Here is a 1,634-nt window from a genome sequence, read left to right as displayed (position 1 = left end):
GGTGCGGGCGGGCCCGCCCTCCGCGCCCGGGCCGGCTGCCCGGGGGTCTGCCGGGCCGGCCGTCGCCGCGCTCACTGGGCGATGTCGCGGCGCAGCGCGACGGCCCCCCGCAGGTAGACGTGGCGCACGTCGGCGCGCGGGACGTCGAGCTCGGCGTGGGCCATGAGCCGCACGACCCGCGGCATGGCGCCCGGGACGTCGATCTCGGTGCAGCAGAGCAGCGGGACGTCGCCGAGGCCCAGCTCACGGGCCGCGACGGCGGGGAACTCCGAGCGCAGGTCGGGGGTGACGGTGAAGACGACGGAGATGAGGTCCTCGGGGCCCATGGGGTTGGCCTCGAGGACGGCGGTGACGAGCTCGCGGGTCGAGGCGAGCAGGTGCTCGCGCTCGTCGACGTCCAGCTGGGTCGCCCCGCGCACCGCTCGCACCGCCACCGCGCACCCCTTCCGTGGTCCCGGCCGAAGGGTCCGGCCGTCCTGCCCGCCTCGCGCCTCCGCGTCGTCGTGCCCGGCAGCCTCTCGCCGGCGTCCGAGCGGCGCCGCCGCGAGGCTAGCGGCGGCGCGCCGGGCGGGGCGGGCGGCGCCCGGTGGGCGGACGCCGGCCCCCGTCGTGACGCCGTGGCCGGGCCGTCAGAGCCCGACGTCCGCCATGAGGCGTCCGAGCTCGGGGCGGGCCAGCGCCCGCGAGCGGCCGGGGAGCATGTCCCCGAGGAGCACCGGCCCGATGCGGGTGCGCACGAGCTGCTCCACGGGGTGCCCCACCTCGGCGAGCAGGCGGCGGACGATGTGGTTGCGGCCCTCGTGGAGCACGAGCTCGACGAGCGCGCGCCCGGGCTGGGAGTCGACGAGCCGGAAGGAGTCGACCTTGACGGGGCCGTCCTCGAGCTCGACGCCCTCGCGCAGCCGGCGCCCGAGGTCGCGCGGGATCGGCCCGGGCACCTGCGCCAGGTACGTCTTCGGCACCTCCCACGAGGGGTGCTGGAGCCGGTTGGCGAGCTCGCCGTCGTTCGTCACGAGGATGAGGCCCTCGGTGTCGACGTCGAGCCGGCCGACGTGGTAGAGCCGGTGGGCGTGCTGCTCGAGCAGGTCGCCGATGCAGGGGCGCCCCTGGGGGTCCGACATCGTCGAGACGACGCCGAGCGGCTTGTTGAGCGCCAGGTAGACCTTCGTCTCGTCGAGGACGACGCGCAGCCCGTCGACGTGGACGGCCTGGCGGGAGGGGTCCACCCGCAGGCCCAGCTCGGTGACGACGACGTCGTCCACGCGCACCCGGCCCGCGGCGATGAGGTCCTCGCACGTGCGGCGCGAGCCCACGCCGGCCTGGGCCAGCACCTTCTGCAGGCGCACGCCGTCGGCCACGTGGACGTCGACCGCCGGCTGCCCCACCGGGCGCTCGCCGCGCTGGGTGCCGGCCGGGCGGCGGGACGCGCCGCGCGCGGACGCGCCACGACCGCTCGTGCCCTGCTGACCGCGGCCGATGCCCGAGCCCCAGCGGTTCGCCTTGTGGTTGCGACGGCGCTCCTCGGCGATCTCCTCGGGCGTGCGGCGGCGGTCGGGCGACGACCGCTGGCCCTCGCCCGTCCGCGCGCCCCCGGGGCGTCCGCCGCGTCGGTCGTCCGGGCGACCGCCGTCGGG

General features: G+C 77.9%; 2 protein-coding genes. Both read right to left on the bottom strand.

All coding sequences use genetic code 11. The features are described from left to right. Positions 1-71: 71 nt before the first annotated feature. Complete coding sequence (gene aroH / locus HLB09_RS16835) at positions 72-434, bottom strand: chorismate mutase (protein ID WP_171204444.1); 363 nt, start codon at positions 432-434, stop codon at positions 72-74. A gap of 195 nt (positions 435-629) precedes the next feature. Beyond that, positions 630-1,634, bottom strand: a 1,005-nt coding sequence (locus HLB09_RS16830) for a pseudouridine synthase (RefSeq protein WP_246235714.1), incomplete at its 5' end; no start/stop codon positions are given.

The organism is Pseudokineococcus marinus (assembly GCF_013004605.1).
GTDB classification, from domain to species: domain Bacteria; phylum Actinomycetota; class Actinomycetes; order Actinomycetales; family Quadrisphaeraceae; genus Pseudokineococcus; species Pseudokineococcus marinus.
The sequence above is the reverse complement of the archived record's forward strand: the minus strand, read 5'-3'. Positions and strand labels throughout refer to the sequence as shown.